General features: G+C 70.9%; 21 protein-coding genes and 1 tRNA gene. 19 read left to right on the forward strand and 3 right to left on the reverse strand.

Annotated elements, in window-relative coordinates:
• The first annotated feature begins 107 nt into the window (after positions 1 to 107).
• The 10 genes from hemE to DEU36_RS00190 all read left to right on the forward strand — a co-directional run bounded on the left by hemE (position 108) and on the right by DEU36_RS00190 (position 10,457).
• Positions 108 to 1,178 carry a uroporphyrinogen decarboxylase gene (gene hemE / locus DEU36_RS00145; RefSeq protein ID WP_259455327.1) on the forward strand — a complete coding sequence of 357 codons (1,071 nt, stop codon included), beginning with the start codon at positions 108 to 110 and terminating at the stop codon, positions 1,176 to 1,178.
• Entirely contained in the window at positions 1,163 to 2,581 is a 1,419-nt protein-coding gene (locus DEU36_RS00150) for an NAD(P)/FAD-dependent oxidoreductase (RefSeq protein ID WP_259455151.1), read from the forward strand. Before hemE ends, DEU36_RS00150 begins: the two co-directional genes overlap by 16 nt.
• Positions 2,578 to 3,267, forward strand: coding sequence for a hydrogen peroxide-dependent heme synthase (gene hemQ / locus DEU36_RS00155; protein ID WP_120262395.1), 690 nt, complete (start codon positions 2,578 to 2,580; stop codon positions 3,265 to 3,267). The genes DEU36_RS00150 and hemQ overlap by 4 nt, the downstream gene beginning before the upstream one ends.
• Positions 3,267 to 4,481, forward strand: a complete 1,215-nt coding sequence (locus DEU36_RS00160; RefSeq protein ID WP_120262396.1) for a ferrochelatase — start codon at positions 3,267 to 3,269, stop codon at positions 4,479 to 4,481. Before hemQ ends, DEU36_RS00160 begins: the two co-directional genes overlap by 1 nt.
• Positions 4,478 to 5,458, forward strand: a complete 981-nt coding sequence (gene hemC / locus DEU36_RS00165) for a hydroxymethylbilane synthase (RefSeq protein WP_259455152.1) — start codon at positions 4,478 to 4,480, stop codon at positions 5,456 to 5,458. Before DEU36_RS00160 ends, hemC begins: the two co-directional genes overlap by 4 nt.
• A complete protein-coding gene (locus DEU36_RS00170) occupies positions 5,455 to 6,225 on the forward strand; it encodes a uroporphyrinogen-III synthase (protein WP_120262397.1) in 771 nt (256 codons plus the stop codon). Before hemC ends, DEU36_RS00170 begins: the two co-directional genes overlap by 4 nt.
• A complete protein-coding gene (gene hemB, locus DEU36_RS00175) occupies positions 6,222 to 7,217 on the forward strand; it encodes a porphobilinogen synthase (RefSeq protein ID WP_120262398.1) in 996 nt (331 codons plus the stop codon). The genes DEU36_RS00170 and hemB overlap by 4 nt, the downstream gene beginning before the upstream one ends.
• Positions 7,214 to 8,533 (forward strand): glutamate-1-semialdehyde 2,1-aminomutase, encoded by a 1,320-nt coding sequence (gene hemL, locus DEU36_RS00180; protein WP_120262399.1) that lies wholly within the window; start codon positions 7,214 to 7,216, stop codon positions 8,531 to 8,533. The genes hemB and hemL overlap by 4 nt, the downstream gene beginning before the upstream one ends.
• Positions 8,534 to 8,590: 57 nt before the next feature.
• Positions 8,591 to 9,436, forward strand: coding sequence for a 16S rRNA (adenine(1518)-N(6)/adenine(1519)-N(6))-dimethyltransferase RsmA (gene rsmA / locus DEU36_RS00185; protein ID WP_120262400.1), 846 nt, complete (start codon positions 8,591 to 8,593; stop codon positions 9,434 to 9,436).
• A gap of 100 nt (positions 9,437 to 9,536) precedes the next feature.
• Positions 9,537 to 10,457, forward strand: a complete 921-nt coding sequence (locus DEU36_RS00190) for a phosphodiesterase (RefSeq protein ID WP_120262401.1) — start codon at positions 9,537 to 9,539, stop codon at positions 10,455 to 10,457.
• On the opposite strand, the gene DEU36_RS00195 is transcribed toward DEU36_RS00190, so the two are convergent.
• Entirely contained in the window at positions 10,402 to 11,991 is a 1,590-nt protein-coding gene (locus DEU36_RS00195; protein ID WP_120264269.1) for a stealth conserved region 3 domain-containing protein, read from the reverse strand. The genes DEU36_RS00190 and DEU36_RS00195 overlap by 56 nt on opposite strands.
• 132 nt (positions 11,992 to 12,123) lie before the next feature.
• On the opposite strand from DEU36_RS00195, the gene DEU36_RS00200 reads away from it, so the two are divergent.
• From DEU36_RS00200 to DEU36_RS00235, 8 genes are all read left to right on the forward strand, one after another.
• Positions 12,124 to 13,194 (forward strand): aldo/keto reductase, encoded by a 1,071-nt coding sequence (locus tag DEU36_RS00200; RefSeq protein WP_396652139.1) that lies wholly within the window; start codon positions 12,124 to 12,126, stop codon positions 13,192 to 13,194.
• Positions 13,191 to 14,132: a 4-(cytidine 5'-diphospho)-2-C-methyl-D-erythritol kinase gene (locus DEU36_RS00205; RefSeq protein WP_120262403.1), complete on the forward strand. Its 942-nt coding sequence runs from the start codon at positions 13,191 to 13,193 to the stop codon at positions 14,130 to 14,132. The genes DEU36_RS00200 and DEU36_RS00205 overlap by 4 nt, the downstream gene beginning before the upstream one ends.
• Entirely contained in the window at positions 14,129 to 15,454 is a 1,326-nt protein-coding gene (locus DEU36_RS00210; protein WP_120262404.1) for a GNAT family N-acetyltransferase, read from the forward strand. The genes DEU36_RS00205 and DEU36_RS00210 overlap by 4 nt, the downstream gene beginning before the upstream one ends.
• A 126-nt stretch (positions 15,455 to 15,580) precedes the next feature.
• Entirely contained in the window at positions 15,581 to 15,871 is a 291-nt protein-coding gene (locus DEU36_RS00215; protein WP_120262405.1) for a DUF427 domain-containing protein, read from the forward strand.
• 4 nt (positions 15,872 to 15,875) lie between these two features.
• A complete protein-coding gene (locus DEU36_RS00220) occupies positions 15,876 to 16,697 on the forward strand; it encodes an ABC transporter ATP-binding protein (protein WP_120262406.1) in 822 nt (273 codons plus the stop codon).
• Position 16,698: 1 nt separating this feature from the next.
• Positions 16,699 to 17,382 (forward strand): ABC transporter permease, encoded by a 684-nt coding sequence (locus tag DEU36_RS00225; protein WP_120262407.1) that lies wholly within the window; start codon positions 16,699 to 16,701, stop codon positions 17,380 to 17,382.
• Positions 17,379 to 18,092, forward strand: a complete 714-nt coding sequence (locus tag DEU36_RS00230) for an ABC transporter permease (RefSeq protein ID WP_120262408.1) — start codon at positions 17,379 to 17,381, stop codon at positions 18,090 to 18,092. The genes DEU36_RS00225 and DEU36_RS00230 overlap by 4 nt, the downstream gene beginning before the upstream one ends.
• 54 nt (positions 18,093 to 18,146) lie before the next feature.
• Positions 18,147 to 19,064 carry an ABC transporter substrate-binding protein gene (locus DEU36_RS00235; protein ID WP_120262409.1) on the forward strand — a complete coding sequence of 306 codons (918 nt, stop codon included), beginning with the start codon at positions 18,147 to 18,149 and terminating at the stop codon, positions 19,062 to 19,064.
• A 59-nt stretch (positions 19,065 to 19,123) separates the two neighbouring features.
• On the opposite strand, the gene DEU36_RS00240 is transcribed toward DEU36_RS00235, so the two are convergent.
• Positions 19,124 to 20,941 (reverse strand): ABC-F family ATP-binding cassette domain-containing protein, encoded by a 1,818-nt coding sequence (locus DEU36_RS00240; protein WP_120262410.1) that lies wholly within the window; start codon positions 20,939 to 20,941, stop codon positions 19,124 to 19,126.
• A gap of 59 nt (positions 20,942 to 21,000) precedes the next feature.
• Positions 21,001 to 21,519 (reverse strand): MarR family winged helix-turn-helix transcriptional regulator, encoded by a 519-nt coding sequence (locus DEU36_RS00245; RefSeq protein WP_120262411.1) that lies wholly within the window; start codon positions 21,517 to 21,519, stop codon positions 21,001 to 21,003.
• Positions 21,520 to 21,618: 99 nt separating this feature from the next.
• Here DEU36_RS00245 and DEU36_RS00250 point away from each other — a divergent pair.
• Positions 21,619 to 21,690, forward strand: a tRNA-Gln gene (locus DEU36_RS00250).

Consider the following 21,690-nt stretch of genomic DNA (forward strand, 5'->3'; position numbering starts at 1 on the left):
AACCCCCTGGAATCGTGACTAGTATATCGATTAACTCATTCGAGGAGATCATCATTCCGGCATCCGCCCACCCTCTCGTCACGCACGCCACCGGCTCGAGCCGGCTCGTGCGCACCCTGCTCGGCGAACGCGTCGAGAAGACCCCCGTATGGTTCATGCGCCAGGCCGGCCGGTCACTGCCCGAGTACCGCGCGCTGCGGTCGCAGGGATCGATGCTCGACGCGTGCCTGACACCCGAGCTGGCGAGCGAGATCACGCTGCAACCGGTGCGCCGTCACGGCGTCGACGCGGCCATCTTCTTCAGCGACATCATCGTTCCGCTGGCGATCCTCGGCATCGAGGTCGAGATCGCGGCCGGACGCGGACCGGTTTTCGCGCGCCCGCTCCGGACGGCGGCCGACATCGCCCGCGCGGTCGAGATCGACCCGCGTCTCGTTCGCGAGCGCGGCGAGGCCATCGCCCGCGCCGTCGAGCTGACCACGGGGATGCTGGCCGAGGAGTCGGAGTCGCGCGGTGAGCCGCTGCCGCTCATCGGCTTCGCCGGCGCGCCCTTCACCCTCGCCGCCTACCTCGTCGAGGGCGGACCGTCGAAGGACCACTTGGCCGCCCGACGCCTGATCCACGAGGATCCGGCCGCGTGGCGAGCGCTCACGGAATGGCTCGCCCGGGTGACCGGCGAGTTCCTCGCATTGCAGGTCGAGTCCGGCGCCAGCGCGGCTCAACTGTTCGACTCGTGGGCGGGGGGTCTGCCCCCCGAGGACTATCGAGCCGCAGCGTTGCCGGCATCGGCTGCCTCGCTCGAGGCGGTGCGCGCCCTTCCGGTCCCGGCGGGTGCCGGCATCGATCACATCCCGCTCGTCCACTTCGGTGTCGGCACGGGGGAGATCCTGCGCGACATGGCGTCGATCGGCATCGACGCCCTCGGCGTCGACTACCGCGTGCCACTGGATGAAGCGGCCCGTCGGGTGGGCGGCGACCTCACGCTGCAGGGCAACCTCGATCCCGCGCTGCTGTTCGCCCCCGCAGAGGTGCGCGATGCCGCGATCGTCCGCATCCTCGAGGCCGGGCGCGCAGCGCGCGCCCACGTGTTCAACCTCGGCCACGGGGTGCCGATGGAAGCCGACCCCGACGCCATCAGCTCGGTCGTGCGCACCGTCCACGGGTGGCGATCGGCGTGACCGTCGAGACCGACGTCATCGTCGTTGGGGCCGGTATCGCCGGACTCGTCGTCGCGCTCGAGGCCGTCACCGCGGGTGCGCGGGTCATGGTCGTCGAGTCCGATGACCAGATCGGCGGGATGCTGCGCCGCGGACGCATCGCCGGCATCGACGTCGACCTGGGCGCGGAGTCGTTCGCCAAGCGCACCGACGCGGTGCCGCGACTCATCGCCGACTACGCGCTGCCGCTCGAGGTCGTCGCGCCACGGTCGGGTCCGGCCCATCTGGTCTCGCAGCACGGCGTCGGACTGCCCGGCCCCCGCTGGAGTCGACTGCCGCTGCCGCGACGAACGGTCATCGGCATCCCTGCCGACCCTCTCGCCCCCGACGTCGTCGCGATCATCGGCGCCCGCGCGGCCGAGCGGGCCGCGGCCGAGATGCTCGACGCGCCGATCGACCCGACCGCGTCGCTCGCGGATGTCGTCGAGGAGCGCCTCGGCGCGGGGCTCGTCCGCGACCTGGTCGATCCGCTGTGCCGCAGCATCTACTCGCAGCCGGCCGCGGCGGTTCCGCTGCCGCGGCTCCACCCGAAGATGTGGGCGGCGTTCGAGCGCACCGGCTCGTTGCTCGCCGCAGCGGCGGAGGTCGCCCCGAACGCTCCCGGTGGCACCGCGGTCGGCGGGATCTCGGGCGGCATGTGGCGGCTCGCCGATGCGGTCGCGGCTCTCGCCGTCGAGCGCGGCGCGGTGATCCGCACCGGTGCGGCCGTGGCGCACCTCGTCGCCGAACGCGTGTCCGCCGCGACGGTGACGCTCGCCGACGGCGCGACCATCCGCGCCGGCGTGGTCGTGATCGCGACCGGCCCGCGTGGCGCGGCGACCCTGCTCGGGCAGGACAGCGGCGCGATCGACGCGGCGGCGACCGCGCCGATCCAGCCAGCCGTCCGCCTGCTCACCGCGGCCGTCACCGCGCCCGACCTCGCAGCAGAACCCGTCGGATCGGGCGTCATCGTCGCGCCCGACGCGCGCACCGCCGCCAAGGCACTCACCCACATCGACGCGAAATGGGCCTGGGCCCGAGAAGCACTGCCGGAGGGGACCCACCTCGTCCGCCTGTCGGCGCGAGCCGACGACACCACGGGTCTCGACTCCGCTGGGGCCGTGGCACGCGAGATCTCGCACCTCACCGGTGCGCGCGTCGACCGGGCCGACATCGGTGAGGTCATCACGACCCGATGGCGCGACGCCGTGGTCCCGGCCGAGTCCGACGCGTGGACCGCGACGGTGATGGATGCCGCGGCCCGCGGCATCCACGTCACCGGAGCCGTCGCCGCCGGAACGGGTCTCGCATCCGTCATCCCGCATGCCCGCGCTCTCGCGCACGAACTTCTCGCCGATTCCTCCGTTCGAAAGGACTTCCGATGACCGAACAGGTTCCACTCGGTTACACGCTCTTCGCGATCCTCGCCGGCCCCCGCCCGCGCCCGCAGGCTCCCACCGATGCCGACCTCGCCGAGCTCGAGCGCGTCGTGGGCGGACTGCCCGGCGCCGGTGTGACGGTGCGCGGTCTGTACGACGTCACCGGCATGCGGGCAGGCGCCGACCTGATGGTCTGGCTGCACACCGCTCCCGGCTCCGACGACGACCCGGCGGCGTTGCAGCGCGCACTGCGCGAGCTGCGCCGCACAGCGGCGCTGGCCGCCTTCGACCTCGAGTGGAGCGCGATGGGCGTGCACCGCGAGGCGGAGTTCAACAAGCGTCACGTCCCCGGCTATCTCCGCGGCGAGCACGCCCGCGAGTGGCTGTGCCTCTACCCGTTCGTGCGCAGCTACGAGTGGTACCTGCTTCCCGAGGAAGAGCGCTCGGCGATGCTCGCCCAGCACGGCCGTCGCGGCGCGAAGTTCTCGGACGTCATCGCGAACACGGTCTCGACCTTCGCCCTCAGCGACTACGAGTGGCTGCTGCCCCTCGAGAGCGACGAGCTGATCAGCCTCGTCGACCTCATGCGCGATCTGCGCGCCACCGATGCGCGGCGACACGTCCGCGAAGAGGTCCCCTTCTACACCGGCCGACGCGTCGAGGTGTCCGAACTGGCGGAGGTGCTGTCCTGATGAGCGCGAACGAGTTCCGACCCAAGCCGCCGCGCGCGCAGAGCGCGCCGCCGTGCGCCCCGGGCTGCGCAGTTCCCGCGGCCGGTCCCGCCTCGTGCGGGGGAGCGCCGCACGTGAGCGAGCCCACGTCGTACGACGCGCTGCTGCTGCTCGGTTTCGGTGGGCCGGAGGGGCAGGACGACGTCCTGCCGTTCCTCCGCAACGTCACCGCGGGGCGCGGTATCCCGGATGAGCGCCTCGAAGAGGTCGCCCACCACTACCGTCACTTCGGCGGAGTCTCGCCCATCAACCAGCACAACCGCGAGCTGAAGGCCGCGCTCGAGGCGGAGATCGCCGCGCGCGGGCTCGGGCTTCCGGTCTACTGGGGCAACCGCAACTGGATGCCGTACGTCGACGACGCGCTGCGCGAGCTGCACGCCGACGGACACCGGCGCGTCATCGCGATCGCGACCAGCGCCTACAGCTCGTACTCGTCGTGCCGCCAGTATCGCGAAGACCTGGCCGACGCGATGGAGGCGACGAGCCTGGCGGGCGAGATCGAGATCGACAAGGTGCGGCAGTTCTTCGACCACCCCGGGTTCGTCGCCCCGTTCGTCGACGGGATCCGCGAGGGTCTGGCGAAGGTGCGCGAGCGCGGCATAGCCGACGCCGACATCGAGATCCTCTTCTCGACGCACTCGATCCCCAACTCCGACGCCGACCGTTCCGGCCCGCCCGAGCGCGGCTTCGGCGCCGGAGGCGCATATGTCGCGCAGCACACCGCGGTGGCCGAGGCGATCGTGGCCGAGCTCGGCACGACGAGCCCCTGGCAGCTGGTGTTCCAGAGCCGCTCCGGCCCGCCGTCCGTGCCGTGGCTCGAGCCCGACATCAACGACGCGATCGCGGAGCTTCCCGCCGCCGGCCGCAAGGCCGTGCTCATCGTGCCGCTCGGATTCGTCAGCGACCACATGGAAGTGCTGTGGGACCTCGACACCGAGGCGATGGAGACGGCCGAGGAGCACGGTCTGTTCGCCGTTCGCACCGCCTCGCCGAGCACGCACCCGGCCTACGTCGCGGGTCTGGTCGACCTCGTGGAAGAGCGACTGAACGGAACGCCGGTCGAGGAGCGCCCTGCGGTGACGTCGTTGGGCCCGTGGTACGACGTGTGCCGGCCGGGATGCTGCGAGAACAAGCGGCTGGGCTTCCAGCCTGCGCTCGCGGGGGTGGCGCCGTGACAGCCGTCGCACCCGACGTCGACAGGTCGACCGAGCCGGTCCTGCGCCTGGGAACACGCGCGAGCCTGCTCGCGACGACCCAGTCGCGGCATGTCGCCGACGCGATCACGGCGGCGACCGGAATCGCCGTCGAACTCGTCGAGATCACGACGGACGGCGACGTCCTGACCGGCTCGCTCGCCCAGATGGGCGGAACCGGGGTCTTCGCCACGGCGCTGCGTGAGGCGCTCCTCCGCGGCGACTGCGACCTCGTCGTGCACTCGATGAAGGATCTGCCCACCGCGCCGTATCCGGGGCTGACGATCGGCGCCGTCCCGCCGCGGGCGCCGCAGCGGGACGTCCTGTGCGGTCCCATCGCCGAGGCGACCCTCGATGGGCTTCCCGAGGGCGCGGTCGTCGGCACCGGTTCGCCCCGACGCGTCGCCCAGGTGCTGCGTCGCCGGCCCGACCTGCGGGTCCGCGACATCCGCGGCAACATCGACACGCGTCTGCGCAAGATGCGCGACGGCGAGTACGACGCGATCGTCCTCGCCGAGGCGGGGCTGCGGCGGATCGAGCGCGACGCGGCCATCGGCGAGGTCTTCCCCCTCGACCGCTGGCCGACCTCGGCCGGGCAGGGGGCCCTGGCGGTCGAGATCCGCACCGCCGATGTCGACGGACCCATCGGGCGTTCCGTCGCCCGGGTCGACGATGTCGAATCGTCGTCGCGGGCCCTTCTCGAGCGTGCGGTCCTGCGCCGCCTGGAGGCCGGATGCGCCGCCCCGGTCGGCATCTCCGTGACCGGGCTGGCGGCCGAATCCGTCTTCGTCGCCGAGGTCTACGCCCCCGATGGCGAGCGCACGGTGCGCGCGCAGCGTGCTCTGCACGCCGACCTGACCTCGGACGACGCGCGCGAGTCGGTGGCCGCCGACGTCGTGGCCGAACTGCTGGACGGCGGTGCTGCGGACATCGCCGATCTGCCGGGGACGAGCCGATGACCGGCGGTCTGCGCGGACGGCGCATCCTGATCCCTCGCGGCGGAGCGTGGGGTGACCGCGTGCGCGACGAGGTCGAGCGACGCGGCGCGACGGGTGTGATCGCCCCTCTCATCGAGTCGCGGCCCCCGCGCGACCTCGCAGCCCGTGACGCCGCGTTCGCCCGCTTGGCGGCGGGCGAGTACGCCTGGGTGTTCATCACCAGCGCCGCCACCGTCGAGCAGCTGGTCGCGCAGCGCGTGAGCATTCCGATCGGCACCCGCATCGCCGCGGTCGGGCGACCGACGGCGCGCGCCGTCGCCGACGCGGGCTTCGAGGTCGAGTTCGTTCCCGTAGGCACCTCGTCGGCGACGAACATGATCGCGCAGTGGTGTGCCGGTCGCTCGCCGCGATCGACGGGACGCTGCCTCGTGCTCCGCTCCGACCTCGCGATGGCTGTCATCAGCGACGAGCTCGAGCTCCAGGGCTACGAGGTCGACGTCTGCATCGCGTACCGGACGGTGGGGGTCGACCTGACCCCCGAGATCGCCGACGAGGTGCGCACCGGAGCGATCGACACCGTGCTCCTGACGTCGCTCAGCGTCGGCCGCGAGCTCCGCCGCCAGGTCGGCATCCCCGGACCCGAGGTGTTCATCGCCTCGATCGGCCCGGGAACCACGCGTGACGCCGAGAAGCTCGGCTACACCGTGCACCACACCGCACACTCGCAGAGCGTCGACGCCCTCATCGCAGAGCTCGACGCGCGACCCGCACCAGAGGATTCCCCATGAGCACCTTCCCCGAGCGTCGCCTGCGCCGCACGCGTCGCACTCCCGCGATGCGCCGGCTGTCCACCGAGCACCACCTCGTCGCCGCGCAGCTCGTGCTGCCCGTCTTCGTGAAGGAGGGCATCGACGAGGCGCTGCCGATCGCGAGCATGCCCGGCGTCATGCAGCATCCGCTCGAGGCGATCGCGGGCGTCGTGACGGATGCCGCGGACGCGGGCGTCGGCGGCATCATGCTGTTCGGCGTACCCGCCGTCCGCGACGCCGAGGGATCGGGCGCGGTCGCCGAGGACGGCATCCTCAACCGCGCCATCCGGGTCGCGCGCGATGCCGCGCAGGGGCGCATCACGGTGCAGGCCGACCTCTGCCTCGACGAGTTCACCGACCACGGCCACTGCGGTCTGCTCGCCGCCGACGGCTCGGTCGACAACGACGCCACCCTCGAGGTCTACGCGCAGATGGCGCTGGCTCAGGCCCGGGCGGGCGCGGAAGTGCTCGGGCTCTCGGGGATGATGGACGGTCAGGTCGCGGTCATCCGTGGCGCGCTCGACGCGGCCGGGTACACCGACGTCGCACTCCTGGCCTATTCGGCGAAGTACGCCTCGGCGTACTACGGGCCGTTCCGCGACGCCGTCGAGTCGACCCTGCAGGGCGATCGCCGCACGTACCAGCTCGACCCCGCCAACGGCCGCGAGGGCGTCGCCGAGGCCATGCAGGACATCGCCGAGGGCGCGGACTACGTCATGGTCAAGCCCGCAGGCCCCTACCTCGACGTGCTGGCGCGCGTCGCCGACGCCGCCACCGTGCCCGTGTGGGCTTACCAGGTGTCGGGGGAGTACGCGATGATCGAGCTCGCCGCGCGTGCCGGCGCGATCGATCGCGAGCGCACGATCGCGGAATCCCTAGTGGGCATCCGCCGGGCCGGCGCCGATGTCATCCTCACCTACTGGGCCCGTGAGGTGGCCGACTGGATCCGCGCCGGAAAGGACTTCGCATGAGCCGCAACGACGAACTGTTCGATCGGGCCCGAGCCGTCATCCCCGGTGGTGTGAACTCGCCGGTCCGCGCCTTCGGCTCGGTCGGCGGCACACCGCGCTTCTACGTCTCGGCGAGCGGACCATACGTCACCGACGCGGACGGGCGCGACTACGTCGACCTCGTCGCGAGCTGGGGGCCCGCTCTGGTGGGCCACGCGCATCCCGGGGTCATCGATGCCGTCGTCGACGCCGCTCGTCGCGGACTGTCGTTCGGCGCCTCGACCCCCGCCGAGACGGAGCTGGCCGAGGAGATCCGCCGCCGCGTGCCGATCGCCGAGAAGATCCGCCTCGTCTCCACCGGCACGGAGGCGACGATGACCGCTATCCGGCTCGCCCGCGGTGCCACCGGGCGTGACCTGCTGGTGAAGTTCTCGGGGCACTACCACGGGCATTCCGACGGGCTGCTCGCACAGGCGGGTTCGGGACTCGCGACCCTCGCGCTGCCGGGGTCCGCGGGTGTCCCGGCACCGATCGCCGCGCAGACGCTCGTTGTGCCCTACAACGACGAGGCGGCCCTCGAGGCGGTCTTCGCCGAGCACGGTGCGAACATCGCCGCGGTGATCACCGAGGCCGCGGGCGCGAACATGGGTGTCGTCCCACCCGCCCCGGGCTTCACGACGTTCCTCCGCGAGCTAACGAACCGCCACGGCGCGCTGCTCATCAGCGACGAGGTGCTCACCGGATTCCGCTCCGGCCCGTCGGGCTACTGGGGCGTCCTGCGCCAGGCGGGGGAGGACATCGCGCCCGACCTGCTGACCTTCGGCAAGGTGGTCGGCGGGGGCCTCCCCGTGGCCGCTCTCGCCGGTCGTGCCGAGATCATGGACCTGCTCGCACCCCTGGGCCCGGTGTACCAGGCCGGCACGCTCTCGGGTAACCCTGTCGCGGTCGCCGCGGGTCTCGCCACCCTCCGCCTCGCCGACGCCGGGGTGTACGACCGCATCTCACGCGCGGCTGACACCGTCTCGGTGGCGGCATCCGCGGCGCTCGACGCCGCGGGCGTGCCCCACGTCGTCCAGCGTGCCGGAACGCTCTTCAGCGTCTTCTTCGGTGCCGCCGTCGTCGCCGGCGTACCCGACTACGAGACGGCGACGCGTCAGGATGCCGGCGCCTACGCCGCCTTCTTCCACGCGATGCTCGACGCGGGGGTGTCGCTTCCGCCCTCGGCCTTCGAGGCGTGGTTCCTCACCGCGGCACACGACGACGTCGCTCTCGGGCGCATCCTCGAGGCGCTGCCGGGCGCCGCACGAGCAGCTGCCGCCGCGTCCGCAGACAGCTGACCCGGGCGCCGCGTCGTCCGCGGGGCGACGCGGCGCCGCCCAACTAGGCTGGTCCTCATGCCTGTGACCCTCCTCGGTGCCGCCGAGATCCGCGCCCTCGCGGCCGAACTCGACGTGACTCCCACGAAGAAGCTCGGGCAGAACTTCGTCGTCGACGCCAACACGGTACGCAAGATCGTCCACGCGGCACGCGTTCAGCCCGACGAACGCGTCGTCGAGATCGGGCCGGGCCTGGGGTCGCTGACCCTGGCGATCCTCGAAACCGGTGCCCGCGTCACGGCGGTCGAGATCGATCACCGCCTCGCCGCGCACCTCCCGGTCACCGCCGCCAGACACGGTGTCGCCGACGACGCGCTCACGGTCGTCGACGCCGATGCCATGCGGGTGACCGAGCTGCCAGGCGAGCCGACCGTGCTGGTCGCGAACCTGCCGTACAACGTCAGTGTGCCCGTGCTGCTGCACTTCCTCGAGACCTTCCCCTACCTCCAGCGCGGCGTCGTCATGGTGCAGGCCGAGGTCGCCGAACGCCTCGCCGCCGCGCCCGGCTCGAAGATCTACGGCTCGCCGAGCGCGAAGGCCGCGTGGTACGGGTCATGGCGTCTGGCCGGCACGGTCTCGCGGCAGGTGTTCTGGCCCGTCCCGAACGTCGACAGCCTGCTGGTCGCCTTCGAACGCGACACCGACGCGCGCGGCGACGAAGCCCTCCGCCGGCGCACGTTCCAGATCATCGACGCGGCTTTCGGCCAGCGACGCAAGATGCTCCGCCAGGCCGTCTCGCCGCTGTTCGGCGGTACCGCGGCATCGGCGTCTGCGGCGCTCGAGGCCGCCGGGATCGACCCGACGCTGCGCGGCGAACAGCTCACGATCGACGATTTCGTGCGGTTGGCGGCATCCGTTCACTGAATGATCATCAGCGCGTCATCGGGTTCTCCCGAAACATGCCGGTAACATTCGGGGCGAGCCGCGAGCGTCGCGGCGAGCATCACCCGACCCGGAAGAGACGATGCGAAGCGCCGAGTACCCGGCACCCGAGAGGGTGCTGCTGCACCTGAGCGACACCCACCTGCGAGCCGCCGGCTCGCAACTCTTCGACCGCGTCGACGCGGCTGCGCACCTGCGCCGCGCTCTCGACGCGATCGAGACGGCAGCCCTCCGTCCTGACGGGATCGTCTTCACCGGCGACCTCGTCGACCTCGGCGAGCGCGGCGCTTACGCCGAACTGCGCGACCTGGTCGAGCCGTTCGCCGAGCGTCTCGGCACCCGGGTGTTCTGGGTGATGGGCAATCACGACGACCGTGCGGGGTTCCGCGAGACCCTGTGGCGCGAGTCCGGCACCACCGAGACCGCCGATCGGGTCGACGAGATCGACGGGCTCCGGCTCATCACCCTCGACACGAGTGTTCCCGGCGCACACCACGGCGAGGTGCGCCCCGCGCAGCTCGCGTGGCTGCGGGAGGTGCTGTCGACGCCCGCCCCGCTCGGCTCGATCCTCGCGATGCACCATCCGCCGGTGCCGAGCGTGCTGCCGCTGGCCGCGAGCGTCGAGCTGCGCGACCAGCGTTCGCTCGCCCCGGTCCTCGCCGGGTCGGACGTGCGCGCCATCATCGCCGGACACCTGCACTACTCGACGTTCGCGACCTTCGCCGGCATCCCCGTCTCGGTGGCCTCATCGACCTGCTACGCCCAGGACCTTACGGTTCCGGTGGGCGGCACCCGCCCGCAGGACGGCGCCCAGTCGTTCAACTTCGTGCACGTCTACGACGACACGGTCGTCCACTCGGTTGTGCCGATCGACGCGCCGACGACGCTGGAGTACACCGACGCGCGTGAAGCTCAGCGGCGCCTGGCCGAGGCCGGGATCGCTCCCGTCAGCGCTTCACGCCGGAGCGCGCCGCCGACGCGTCCCGTACCTGTCCTTCGCTGACGGCCGGGATCTCCCACGGCGCGCGGATGGGGAACATCCGCTCGAGCACATCGCGCAGTGAGCTCACGCGGATCTCTTCGGGGACCTCGGTCTCGCCGCCGTCGTTCAGGCAGAACATGTCGATGTCGCGACGCTTCGCGAGACGTTCCATGCCTGCGAGCGAGCGCGCGAGCGTCGTCTGGACGTACCGGGTGCGTGGCACCGAGGTGGGAAGCGCGCGGCCGGTGAACATCGCGTAGTAGTGGTAGAGCGAGTTGGTCACCGAGATGTCCGTCGCGGCACGGAAGCGGGATGCGGCGGTGCGCCGGAAGTCCTCGGGGAAGGTCTGCTCGAGCTCGCTCATGACGCTCCGGCGCAGCGGTGCGGCGCAGTGCTCGAGGTCGCGCACGATGACGCGCCCGAACCGCTCCTGCAGGAGGGCGCGATTGACGCGCAACCCGTTGTCGTGGCCCGAGCGTTCGAGGCGCGGGTCGCCCGAGCCGATGCGCACGTCGCACTCGACGAACGATGAGATGCCCCCGGGCGAGAAGAACAGCTCGGGGTGCACCGGGCGGCCGAAGAACATGTCGTCGTTCGAGTACAGGAAATGCTCGGCGAGGCCGTCGATGCGGTGCAGCTGTGCTTCGACGGCGTGCGAGTTGTGGGTCGGGAGCGTCGAGGGGTCGGCGAAGAACTCCTCGCTCCGCACGATGGTCACCTTGGGGTGCTCGGCGAGCCACGCCGGTGCGGGGGAGTCGGTGGCAATGAAGATGCGGCGGACCCAGGGGGCGTACATGTGGACGCTTCGCAGCGCGTATCGCAGCTCGTCGACATGGCGGTACCGAGCCGGACCGTCGTCGCCTTCTCCGACGACGTACTCGGAGAGCTGCGCCGCACGCTGCCGTTGGAACTCGCTGGCCGATCCGTCGACCCAGGAGAACACCATGTCGATGTCGTGCGTGACTTCTCGGGGGTGAGGGTCGAGCATTCCCACGACGGTCTGCCATTGCCGGCCGTATCGCGTCGCCGTGACGATCTCGACGTCCTGCGCGGGGGTGATGCGACGCATCAGGGCATTGGCCTGAGGTGCCTCGACGGAGGTCTCCCCGAAGCGCCAGAACTCCACCCGTACGCCGTACTCGTGGTCGTATCTACGTCCTCCCGTGGCGCTCACGCGCGGACGGTAGGCGCGGACGGCGTGCGGCGCCGCGGCGGGGATGGTCGCATCTGCGGCGAAGACCGGCGCCGCGCCCTTCGCCTTGAGGTAGAGCGGCTCGTTCCGACCGAGCGCGCGCAGTGCCGTCGCGGTGCGCTCCGCGTCTGCGAGGTCGACCGCGAGGGCGGGGGTATGGAGATCGTGACGGATCAGCAGCGCGCGGATGCCGGCCGCGTCGAGCGCGTCGGCGAGCAGCAGCAGATCAGCGGTCCGGGCGGCATCGGGCGTCGTGGCGTCGTGGACGAGACGCAGAATGCCCTCGTCGAGGACGACCTCGTCGCGTCGCGCGGGCAGATCGATCCAGGGGTTCTCGCGGCGGGGCAGAGCGGAAAGGGCCAGGGTTTCCTCCTCGGGGGAATGGTGTGTTCGTAGGCAGACTAGACATTCTCCGTTACATCGGTGTTTCCGCGCACCTCGGAGAGCCTGCACAGATCGAGACGCGGCCGGCTGCGCTGTCGATAGGCTCGGATCGTGACCGCCTCGCCCCGCTTCCCCGCTTCGCGCGGCGGAGACCTGCACCGTCCCTACAACGCCGCCCCCGACCGCTACGAGAGCAGCGAATATCGCCAGGTCGGCTCGTCGGGGCTGTTCCTGCCGCCGATCTCGCTGGGCCTCTGGTGGAACTTCGGAGACAACATCCCCTTCGACCGTCAGCGCGAGGTGCTGCGGCACGCGTTCGATCGCGGGATCACCCACTTCGACCTCGCGAACAACTACGGACCGCCCTACGGTTCGGCCGAGACGAACTTCGGGCGCATGATGCGCGAGGATTTCGCTCCCTACCGCGATGAGCTGATCATCTCGTCCAAGGCGGGATACGACATGTGGGACGGCCCCTACGGCAACCACGGATCGCGGAAGTACCTCATCGCCAGCGCCGAACAGTCGCTGAAGCGGATGAGCGTCGACTACGTCGACATCTTCTACTCGCACCGCGAGGACGACACGACGCCGATCGAAGAGACGGTGGGAGCGCTCGACGCGCTGGTGCGACAGGGCAAGGCGCTCTACGTCGGCATCTCGTCGTACTCGGCCGAGAACTCCGCCCGTGCCGCCGCGGTGGCCCGCGAACTCGGCACGCCGCTGGTGATCCACCAGCCGTCGTACTCCATTCTCAACCGCTGGATCGAAGACGGGCTCACCGATCAGCTGCGCCGCGACGGGATGGGAGCCATCGGCTTCATGCCCCTCCAGCAGGGCCTGCTGACGGGCCGGTACCTCGGCGACGGCACGTCGGAGCGTTCGATGCAGCGCTTCTCGCTGCCTGACGACGGGCGGCTTTCGCCCTCGGCGCTCGCCGGCCTGCGGGAGCTGGGCGACCTCGCCCGCGAGCGCGGGCAGACCCTCGCGCAGCTCGCCATCCGCTGGACTTTGCGCGACCCCGTGGTCGCTTCCGCCCTCATCGGCGCATCGCGCACGGCTCAGCTCGACGAGAATCTCGCTGCCCTCGACGGGCCCGACCTCACCGACGACGAGCTCCGGCGGATCGACGACATCGCTGCTCGCATCGGCTCGATCTGGGACGGGCCGGACGGCTCATGAGCCTCAGCGCCGTCCCCGACCGCGTGCGTGTGCGGGCTCCCGGCAAGATCAACCTGTTCCTCGACGTCGGAGCCGTGCAGGACGACGGTTACCATGACGTCGCCTCGGTGTATCAGGCCGTCTCGCTGTACGAGGATCTGGTGGCGACGCCTGCGGACGACTTCACCGTGACCGTCGTGGACGAAGCCGGCGAACCCGTGCCCGGCGTTCCCCTGGACGATCGAAACCTCGCCCTGCGCGCGGCGCGGATGGTGGCGCGAGAGGTCGGCTATCTGGGTGGCGTGCATCTGGACATCTGCAAGTCCGTACCGGTCGCCGGCGGCATGGGCGGGGGCTCGGCGGATGCCGCGGCGGCCCTCGTGGCTTGCGACGCGTTGTGGGGCGCCGGGCTCACGTCTCCGGCGCTGCAGGAGCTGGCTGCGCGCCTGGGGGCCGACGTCCCGTTCTCGCTCATGGGTGGCAGCGCGGTGGGCACGGGGCGCGGCGATCGCTTGAGCCCGGCGCTCGGGCGAGCCCGCTTCGACTGGGTCGTGGTCGCCGACGGCGGCGGCCTCTCGACCCCGGAGGTGTACGCAGCGCTCGACCGGCTGCGAGCCGACCGGCGGCCCGACATCGCCCCGCGCCCCGAGGCGCCCGAGGTCGACCCGGTCGTCCTCCAGGCGCTGCGCTCGGGGTCTCCCGACCTCCTCGCGAGCGCTCTGCGCAACGATCTGCAGGAAGCGGCGTGCGCGCTGCGGCCGGACCTGTGCGACCTGCTCGATGGCGCCGTGGAACTCGGCGCGTTGGCGGGGATCGTGTCGGGGTCCGGCCCGACTCTCGCCTTTCTCGCCGCCGATGCCACGGCTGCGCGCGCTCTCGAGCAGAACCTGTCCGCGATGGGCCACCGTGCCCGTCATGTCTCCGGCCCGGTGACGGGCGCGAAAGTGGTGACCCGATGACCGAGACCCCGAACCCCCTGATGCATCGCGACGTCGACGAGGCGTCCCGCCGTGCTCTTGCCCAGCGCGGACTGACCTATCGAACGGTGCCGGCCGCCGAGCCGGCGTTCGACGGCTGGATCCAGGCCGTCGCGCGCGGCTTCCAGGACGGCGAGCGCTCGGCCGAGCAGATCGCCGGCGCGCGCGGCAGGAACAGTGATCGGCGGCTGACCGGTGTGTTCGACGAGAGCGGACCGATGCCGGAGGTGGCGGTCGGTACGGTCGCGTCGTGGGCGTCCGAACTCACCGTGCCGGGTGGGACGATCCCCGCCGGTGCGATCAGCGCCGTCACCGTCGCGCAGACGCACCGGCGTCGCGGCATCGCACGAGCGCTCCTCGAGGGCGAGGTCCGCACGGTCGCCGCGGCGGGGCTCCCCGTCGCGATGCTCACGGTGACCGAGTCGACGCTGTACGGTCGCTACGGCTTCGCTTCGGCGGCATCCGCCGCGATCCTCGACATCGACACGCGCCGCGTGCGCTGGAGCGGACCGACGCCGGAGGGGCGCCTCGACTTCGTCGAACGCACCGTCGCGCGCGACGTGGTCGCGACGCTCCACGAGCGCACACGCCGCCGCACCCCCGGCGACATCGCCCTGCCGCCGGGGCACGGCGACCGCTTCACCGGCACCGACCCCGATGCGAAGGACGGCGGCGACATCCGGTGCGTGCAGTACCGCGACGCGGCGGGAGAGGTGCGCGGCATCCTCACCTACACGCTCGCGCCTCACGAGCGCGACATCGTCAAGGGCACGGCGAAGGTGACGATCCTGATCGCCGAGACCGACGACGCCTATGCCGCGCTGTGGCGGTTCCTCCTCGAACTCGATCTCGTGGCGCATGTCCATGCCGAGCTGTGCTCGGTGGACGAGCCGGCCCTGTGGATGATCGGCGATCGGCGTGCCGCGTCGGTCACGGTCTTCGACCACCAGTACCTGCGCATCGTGGACGTGCCCGCGGCTCTCCGGGCACGCACGTACGGCGCCGCGGGACGCGTGGTGCTGCGGGTGAGCGATCCGCTCGAGATCGCGGCGGGGGACTACCTGCTGACGGTCGATGACCACGGCGCCGCCACGGTGTCCGCGGCGACGGATGCCGACGACGCCGGAGGCACCGCCGGGGCCGAGACGCTCGAACTGTCGGTCGTCGAGCTCGCGGCCGTGTATCTCGGTGGCGTGTCGCCCGAGACGCTCGGGCGGGCCGGGCGGGTGCGAGGCACCGACCTCGCCGCCGCCTCGCGGATGTTCGCGTCGACGGTCGTTCCCCGCGTCGGCCTCTGGTACTGAACGTCCGCGGAGAGCCCTCTCGCGAGTCGGGATGCGTCTTTTTAGTCCATTTCACGACATGACGCAACACGGCCCGGGTGTCGGTTCCGAACGCTAGCGTGAGAGACCACAACGGAGGGCGGCGCCATGCGTGCACGACTGGGCGACACGATCGTCGCTGAAGCCGACGAGAGCGATCTCGTGCGGATCGAGGGAAACTGGTACTTCCCGCCTCGGAGCATCGCTCCGGGCGTCCTGACCGAAAGCGACACGGCCTACACCTGCGCTTGGAAGGGCGACGCCCAGTACTTCGACGTCGCCGGGTCGGCCGACAAGGCATGGTCGTACCCGACGCCGTATCCCACCGCGATCGAGCGCGTCGGCACCGACTTCTCGGGCTACGTCGCGTTCGACCGCTCGGTCGTGATCGAGAGCTGAACGCGTGATCGAGTTCCGCGACGTCGTCAAAGAGTTCCCCGACGGCACCCGCGCGGTGCAGGACTTCTCTCTCGTCATCCCGTCTCATCAGACGACCGTCTTCGTGGGGTCTTCCGGATGCGGCAAGACGACTCTTCTGCGCATGATCAATCGGATGGTCGAGCCGACCTCCGGCGCCATCGAGATCGACGGCGAGAGCGTCGCGACCGGCTCCCCGGTGCAGCTGCGCCGCCGCATCGGCTACGTCATGCAGAACTCCGGCCTGCTGCCGCACTTCACCGTCGCCGACAACATCGCCACCGTGCCCGTCCTCACCGGCACGAGCCGGCGCGACGCGCGGCGCCGGGCGCTCGAGCTCATGGAGACGGTCGGACTCGACACGCGCATGGCGGATCGTTACCCGAGCCAGCTGTCGGGCGGCCAGCAGCAGCGCGTGGGCGTGGCCCGCGGCCTCGCCAACGACCCGAACATCCTTCTGATGGACGAGCCCTTCGGCGCCGTCGACCCCATCGTGCGAGACGAGCTGCAGCAGGAGCTGCTGCGTCTGCAGCGCGAGCTCGGCAAGACCGTCGTCTTCGTCACCCACGACATCGACGAGGCGTTCCTCCTCGGCGACCAGGTCGTGATCCTCGCCGCCGGCGCGCACAAGCTGCAGGTCGGCTCTCCCAGCGAGATCATTCGCGACCCTGCCGACGAGTTCGTCGCCAGCTTCATCGGAGTCGAGCGGGGCAAGCGTGCTCTGCATGTCGAGCGGACGGCGAACGGAGCGGTGCTCGTCGATTCCGAGGGGCGCACGCAGGGCGCCCTGGTCGAAGGCGACGTCTGACGTGTCGTGGATCTGGTCGAACCTCGACCTCATCTTCTCGCTCGCCCTCGACCACATCCGGCAGAGCGTCATCGCCATCGTGCTGGGGCTGGTGCTCTCCGTGCCGCTCGGGTGGGTGGCGTGGCGGTACCGTCTGCTGCGCGGGTGGGTGATCACCCTGACCGGCCTGCTGTACACCATCCCCTCACTCGCGTTGCTCGTCCTGCTGCCGAGCGCGCTCGGGTACGGCATCCGTACCGAGACGAACCTCATCGTCGGGCTGACGATCTACGCGATCGCGATCCAGACCCGCTCGGTGGCCGATGGCTTCGACTCGGTCGATCCGGGCGTCCGGCAGGCGGCCACGGCGATGGGATACGGCGGGTTCCGGCGATTCTGGGCCGTCGATCTGCCCCTGTCCGGCCCCGTGCTGCTCGCGGGCCTGCGGGTGATGGCCGTCTCGACCGTGTCGCTCGCCACGGTCGGCATCCTCGTCGGCGTCACGAACCTCGGCTATCTGTTCACCAACGGCATCCAGCGTCGCCTCCTCGAAGAGGTGTTCGCGGGCATCGTCGCCGTCGCGGTCATCGCGCTCGTCATCGATGCGCTGCTCGTGGTGATCGGCCGCATCGTCATGCCGTGGGCCCACGCCGGCTCGGTCCGCCGCGACCGCCGCGCGCGCCGCCGACGGGAGGCGACTGCATGAACGTCTTCATCGACGCCATCGCCTGGGTCCTCGACCCCGCCCAGTACACCGGCAGCAACTCGGTGCCGTTCCTGATCGGCCAGCAGCTGTTCTACACCTTCGTCTCGGTGCTGATCGCCGCGGTCATGGCGGTGCCGATCGGCTGGGCCATCGGGCACACCGGCAAGGGTCGTGAGTTCGCGGTGGCCGTGTCGGGAGCGGCCCGCGCCATCCCGTCGTTCGGCCTGCTGATCCTGCTGATCCTGCTGCTCGGGGTCACCCAGAAGACCGAGGCGGCGTTCATCACCTTCGTCGTGCTGGCGATTCCGCCACTGCTCGCGGGTGCCTACAGCGGACTGCAGGCGATCGATCGTCGGACGATCGACGCGGCACGGGCCGTCGGCATGACGGAGTGGCAGATCCTCTGGCGTGTCGAGGTGCCGCTCGGCCTGCCGCTGCTCATCGGCGGACTGCGCTCGGCGGTGCTCCAGGTGGTGGCGACGGTGACGATCGCGGGTTACACCGACCTCGGCGGCCTCGGCTTCCGCATCATCCAGGGCATCGACCTCCGTGCCATCGACCAGGTGCTCGGCGCAGCCCTCGTGCTCGCGGTGCTCGCCCTCCTGCTCGACGCCGTCTTCGCCCTCCTCCAACGCCTCAGCGTGCCGCGGGGCATCCGCGCCGCCGACGCCCCGCAGCGCACCCGCCGGCCCGTCGCCGCGACCGCCTGACCGACCATCCCGACCCACAGCACCCCACCGTCGCACCACCAGAAAGAGGAACCCATGTCTCGCTTCACCACCCGCCGCCTGTTGACGGCCGGTGTCGGCGTGCTCGCCGCCACCGCCCTGTTCGCCGGATGCGCCAGCTCCGACCCGCTCGCGGACGGCGGCGGAGAGTCGGCGGCCCCCGCCGACGGCACCATCGTCATCGGATCGCAGGACTATTACTCCAACGAGATCATCGCCGAGATCTACGCTCAGGCTCTCGAGGGCGCCGGTAAGACCGTCGACCGGCAGTTCACGACCGGCCAGCGCGAGGCGTACCTGCCCGAGCTCGAGAGCGGCTCGCTGACGCTGTTCCCCGAGTACACCGGCAACCTGCTGCAGTACTTCGATGAAGACACCACGGCTCGCACCTCCGACGACGTCTACGCCGCCCTCACCGACGCTCTGCCCGAGAACCTCACGGTGCTCGACCAGGCGACCGCGAGCGACCAGGACTCGTACACGGTGACCGCGGCATTCGCCGAGCAGTGGAACCTGACCACGATCGCCGACCTCGCCAACGTGACCGAGCCGCTCACGCTCGGCGGTCCCGCCGAGCTCGAGCAGCGTCCCTACGGCCCGACGGGCCTGGCTGACACCTACGGCATCCAGGTCGGCTTCCAGGCCACCGGTGAGACCACCGTCGACGACCTCGTCGCCGGCACCGTGAACGTCGCCAACGTCTTCACGGCCGACCCCCGCATCCAGACCGACGACCTCGTCGTGCTCGAAGACCCCGAGGGTCTCTTCCTCGCCTCCAACGTCGTCCCGGTCGTGAACAAGGACCTCGCGGGCGAGGTCGAGGACACCATCAACGCCGTCAGCGCGAAGCTCACCCCCGAGGCCCTGGTCGCGCTCAACGTCCAGAGCACGGTCGACAAGCTCGAGCCGGCTGCGATCGCCAAGAAGTTCCTCGAGGACAACGGTCTCGTCTGATCCCTCACGATCGAGCCCCCGGTGCCGAGAGCGCCGGGGGCTTCGTCGTAGGGGCGGCGTCAGCCGTCGATGGCCTCGCCGAGCTCGAGCCAGCGTTCCTCGAGCGTCGTCGTCTCGGCGACGAGCTCGTCGCGCCGGCGCTGCAGGCCCATGATCCGTTCGAAGTCGTCGTGTGCCTCCGCGAGCTGCGCGTCGACGGCTGCGATCTCGCCCTGGATCTTCTCGAGCCGGCGGTCGATGGCCGAGACCTCCTTCTCGGCAGCTCGCCGCTCTGCGCCGCTGAGCGTCGGAGTCGACGGGCTCACTGGTCCGCTGCTCGATGCCGGGACGGATGCCGCGGAGCTCGCCCCCGTGCGCTCGGGCTGTTCGCGTCGCAGCCGCAGGTACTCGTCGACACCGCCGGGGAGATGTCGCAGCCGACCACCGAGGATCGCATACTGCTGGTCGGTCACGCGCTCGAGGAAGTACCGGTCGTGAGAGACGACGATGAGGGTCCCGGCCCACGAGTCCAGGAGGTCTTCGATGGCCGCGAGCATGTCGGTGTCGAGATCGTTCGTCGGCTCGTCGAGGATCAGCACGTTCGGCTGGTCGAGCAGGATGAGCAGCAGCTGAAGCCGCCGCTTCTGTCCGCCCGAGAGGTCTTTGACCGGCGTCGACAGCTGCGCTGAGCTGAACCCCATCCGCTCGAGCAGCTGTCCCGGCGTCAGATCCTGGGCTTTCGAGCCCGACCCGACGGTGTAGCTGGTCCGCAGGTTCGAGATGACGACGCGGACAGGCTGGTCGAGGTGCTCGTCCAGCTCGCCCATGCGCTGCGAGAGGGTCGCGACCTTCACTGTCTTGCCGTGCTTCACACGCCCCGTCGTCGGTTCGACCGTGCCGGAGATCAGCCCGAGGAGCGTCGACTTGCCGGCGCCGTTCACGCCGAGGATGCCGGTCCGCTCGCCCGGCGCGACACGCCATTCGACCTTCTCCAGTACGACGCGGTCGCCGTAACTGACGCCCGCGTCGAGGACGTCGACGACATCCTTGCCCAGTCGCGAGACCGCGAGCGACTGCAGGGCGACCCGGTCACGGATCTCGGGGACGTCGGCGATCAGTTCGTTCGCAGCGTCGATGCGGAACTTGGGCTTCGAGGTGCGGGCGGGTGCGCCGCGGCGCAGCCACGCGAGTTCTTTGCGGGCCAGGTTCTGCCGCCGGGCCTCGATGGTCGCGGCTTGCCGGTCGCGCTCGACGCGCTGCAGGATGTACGCGGCGTACCCGCCGTCGAACGGCTCGACGATGCGGTCGTGGACCTCCCACGTCGCGGTGCAGATCTCGTCGAGGAACCACCGGTCGTGCGTCACGACGAGGAGTGCACCCGATCCGGCCGACCAGCGCCGCTTGAGGTGCTCCGCGAGCCACGAGATCCCCTCGACGTCGAGGTGGTTCGTCGGCTCGTCGAGGAAGATGACGTCGTGGTCGCCCGCGAGGAGCGCCGCCAGCGAGACGCGGCGGCGCTGACCGCCCGAGAGCCCGCGGATCGGACCTTCCCAGTCGAGGTCGCCGAGCAGGCCCGCGATGACGTCGCGCACCCGCGCGTCGCCCGCCCACTCGTGGTCGGCCTGGTCGCCGACCACGGCGTCTCGCACCCGCAGGTCGTCGTCGAGGTCGTCGGCCTGCGCCAGCACACCGACCCGGATGCCGCCGCGGACGGTCACCCGGCCGGAGTCGGGCTCGACCAGACCCGCGAGCATGCGCAGCAGGCTCGACTTGCCGTCGCCGTTCCGGCCGACGATGCCGATGCGGTCGCCCTCGTCGACACCGAGGGAGACCCCGTCGAACACCACTTTGGTCGGATACTCGAGGCGAAGGCCCTCGGCTCCCAGAAGATGCGCCATATTGCTTCCAGGCTAGGCCACCCCCACGGGGCGAATGCTGTCAGCCGAGCCCGACGGGGTCAGGGGGATGGTGCCGGGGGAGACCCGTCGAACCCCAGCGAGAGCTTGCGCAGCAGCGAGGCCAATCGATCCCGGTCGCTCTTGGACAGACCGGCCAGAAGGACCGCCTCCGCGTCGACGAGGCGCGTGATGGCGGCATCCACACGGATCCGTCCGTCATCGGTCAGGGTCACGAGGACGCTGCGACCGTCGCCGGGATCGGACTCACGGCGCACGAGCCGGCGCGCGACGAGCCGATCGATGCGATTGGTCATCGTGCCGCTCGAGACCAACGTCTGCTGGAGCAGCTGCTTGGGGCTCAACTGGTACGGCTCGCCGGCGCGACGCAGCGCCGAGAGCACGTCCCACTCCCATGGCTCGAGATCGCTGCGGCGGAAAGCCTCGCGGCGCGCGCGGTCGAGGTGGCGCGACAGTCGGTCGACCCGGGAGAGCACTTCGAGCGGCGAGAAATCCAGGTCGGGACGTTGCAGCGACCACGCCCCGACGATGCGGTCCACCTCGTCGGTCTCGTGTGCCATGGCCCCATTATCCCGAACCGGGGCGCTCGACACCGGCGTCGCGGCGGCGCGGCCCCGCGCGCTCTGGCAGACTTGTCGGGCCGCACCTCGGTGCGGCGGTCCGCCGTGGTGTAATGGCAGCACGACAGCCTTTGGAGCTGTGAGGTCTAGGTTCGAGTCCTGGCGGCGGAG

The sequence above is a fragment of the Microbacterium sp. AG238 genome, from assembly GCF_003610405.1.
Classification (GTDB): domain Bacteria; phylum Actinomycetota; class Actinomycetes; order Actinomycetales; family Microbacteriaceae; genus Microbacterium.